Source organism: Mesorhizobium sp. M7A.F.Ca.CA.004.04.2.1, from assembly GCF_004022825.1.
GTDB lineage: Bacteria > Pseudomonadota > Alphaproteobacteria > Rhizobiales > Rhizobiaceae > Mesorhizobium.
This window is the reverse complement of sequence record NZ_RZPH01001018.1, coordinates 1-2113: the sequence shown is the minus strand read 5'-3', so window position 1 is coordinate 2113 and position 2113 is coordinate 1. Positions and strand designations below refer to the sequence as shown.

Sequence of the window (2113 nt, the reverse complement as noted above, 5' to 3'; positions counted from 1 at the left end):
CTTCCGGCACTCCGCATGCAACCGAGATCGTCGTCAGGGACGGCGAAACGATCGGCGGCCTGGCGCAGCGCTACAAGGTGCCGTCCGACGTGATCATGAAGGTCAACGGGCTGAGCGCGACCAAGGGGCTGAAGACCGGCCAGAAGCTGGTCATCCCGGCCTACGCCTATTCGAGCAAGAGCGAGCCGAAGCTCGCGGATGCCAAGCCGGCGAAAGACACCAAGCACAACCTGCCGGCCACTGCGCCGGACAAAGTCGCCGTCCTGCCGCAGCAGCCGAAGCCTAGGGAGGGCAAATCCACCGCTCAGGTCGATACGTCGGCCGCCGCGAGCCAGCCCAAGGAGCCCAAGCCGCAGGTAGCCGCGGCCAAGGCGACCAATGCAGCTGGCACCTATACGGTTCAGTCGGGCGACACGCTTTCCTCGATTGCCAGGAAAACCGGTGTCGGAGTCGTTGCCATCAAGCAGGCCAACGGCATGCAGGATGGCTTGCTCAAGATCGGCCAGACCCTGAAGGTGCCGGCGGGTGGAACCGCGACCGTCGCCGCCGCCAAACCGGCCAAGGTCGATCCGGTGACGACGGCCACGACGCAGCCCGCGGCAAAGACCACGCCGTCGGAAACGCTGGCGTCCTACACGCCGCCGAAGAAGGATTCGAAGGTCATCCAGCAGGCCGAGGCCGACGATGCCGTCGCGCCTGACGCCACCGGCATCGGCAAGATGCGCTGGCCGGTGCGCGGTCGCGTGATCTCCGGTTTCGGCTCCGGCAAAGACGGCGTCGACATCGCCGTGCCCTCGGGCACACCGGTCAAGGCAGCCGAGAACGGTGTCGTCATCTATGCCGGCGACGGCCTCAAGGAATTCGGCAACACGGTGCTGGTGCGCCACGAGAATGGCCTGGTCACCGTCTACGGCCACGCCAGCTCGATCGAGGTGCAGCGCGGCCAGAAGGTCAAGCGCGGCCAGGAAATCGCGCTGTCGGGCATGAGCGGCACGACGGACTCGCCGAAGCTGCACTTCGAAGTGCGCAAGAACTCGGCCCCGGTCGATCCCTCGGGTTACCTCGAATAGAAGAAAAAAAGCAATTTGCGGGCCGTCTGACCTCCAGTCCGGCCCGCCGGCTCAGCCCGTTCCGAAAGGAGCGGGCTTTTTCAGTTTCAACGCGACGCGCCAGTCTTCAAGCTTCAAAGATGATCACGCAGAGTGTCGGCGATCATGACGTCAAGGCCGCTGGCCTTGATTCCGAGAAGCGTCTCCGCGTCGGAGGAATCGACCAGCAAGGGATTGTCGAAGAGATAGCTCATCTCGATGAGTTCATGCATGCCCAATGCTTCCATTTCGGGGATGGAATAGGAACGTGTTTCTGGAATTTCACGGTGAAGCATTGCCGCCGTCGTCAGGATGAGTTCCCGGGGTGAGGCGTGTTGCGATGGAACATGGAACGCCCGTCGCCATTTGCCCGTGTAGCGGGAAGCGGCGACCAGCGTCCTGGCCACGTCCTTCGTGAAGGACCAGGCATGAGTCGCGTCGAGGTTTCCAATGAAAGCAGTCGGCTTCCCCTCGATTATGGAGGGCAGCGCGACCAGTGAGAAAGAGCTGATCGCGCCATGTCCAAGATAATCGCTGGACCGCACTTCGACTGCCGGCACGTCCGCACGGACCGCCCGCTGCCACATGATCGTGCGGGCGGTCCCTTTCTTCGAAGTCGGATCCAGAGACAGGTCGGAGTGAAGCGGGCTATCGGCATGTTTCCCATAGCCATAGAGGTTTCCGAGAACCACAAGCTTCGCGCCGACCGCTTCCGCGGCACGCACGGTGCCGTCGATGATTGGGAAGAAGTCGGTCGGCCACCGGTGATAGGCGGCCATGGCACACATGAAAATGGCGTCGGCGTTTCGGCAGATACGCGCCAGTTCAACGGCATCGGTGGCATCGGCCTGCACCGCCCGGACGTTCCGCAACGCGTTTGAGCCGACACTCCGGCTCGTGAGAACGACGTCATGTCCTTCTTCGCCCAGAAGGCGCGCGGTCTCGTGCCCGACCGGGCCTGCTCCGACAACTACATAAAAACTCATGGCTAACCTCTCGTCCAAGCTCGATGGAGAGGCGTAGGT

2 protein-coding genes are annotated in these 2113 nt (G+C 62.9%); one reads left to right on the top strand and one right to left on the bottom strand.

Annotated features, from left to right (window positions below; translation table 11 throughout):
• Positions 1–1070, top strand: a 1070-nt coding sequence (locus tag EN893_RS30615) for a LysM peptidoglycan-binding domain-containing M23 family metallopeptidase (RefSeq protein ID WP_128362042.1), incomplete at its 5' end; no start/stop codon positions are given.
• A 113-nt stretch (positions 1071–1183) separates the two neighbouring features.
• Here EN893_RS30615 and EN893_RS30610 read toward each other — a convergent pair.
• Positions 1184–2074, bottom strand: a complete 891-nt coding sequence (locus EN893_RS30610; protein ID WP_127267603.1) for an NAD-dependent epimerase/dehydratase family protein — start codon at positions 2072–2074, stop codon at positions 1184–1186.
• Between the last annotated feature and the right edge of the window lie 39 nt (positions 2075–2113).

Bases quoted from the DNA above. Each gene is read 5' to 3' on its own strand.
- EN893_RS30610 (WP_127267603.1), bottom strand. From the start codon at position 2,074: ATGAGTTTTTATGTAGTTGTCGGAGCAGGCCCGGTCGGGCACGAGACC.